Here is a 207-nt window from a genome sequence, read left to right as displayed (position 1 = left end):
GCGCTGGTACTCCAGGGCGTTGCTCAGTGGTGTGTGGGCCCGCTCCAGGAGCGTCTGCAGCAGGCTGATCTCGGGTTGCCCCAGGGGCGGGCGGTCGCCGTTGACGGAGGCGACGACCAGGGCGGCGGTGGTGCCGTCGACGACGACGGGAAGCAGGACGACGCTGTTGGCGTCGTGGGCCAGCCAGGGTTCGGCGCCGGGCGGGGC

Annotated in this window: 1 pseudogene; it reads right to left on the bottom strand. The window is 73.4% G+C overall.

Annotation, left to right across the window (positions count from 1 at the left end):
* Window positions 1-207: pseudogene (locus B7L92_RS43380) on the bottom strand (SpoIIE family protein phosphatase); the annotation flags it as partial.

It is taken from the genome of Streptomyces viridosporus, assembly GCF_002078235.1.
Lineage (GTDB): Bacteria > Actinomycetota > Actinomycetes > Streptomycetales > Streptomycetaceae > Streptomyces > Streptomyces viridosporus.
Note: the sequence above shows the minus strand (reverse complement) of the source record. Positions and strands in the feature narration are given on the sequence as shown.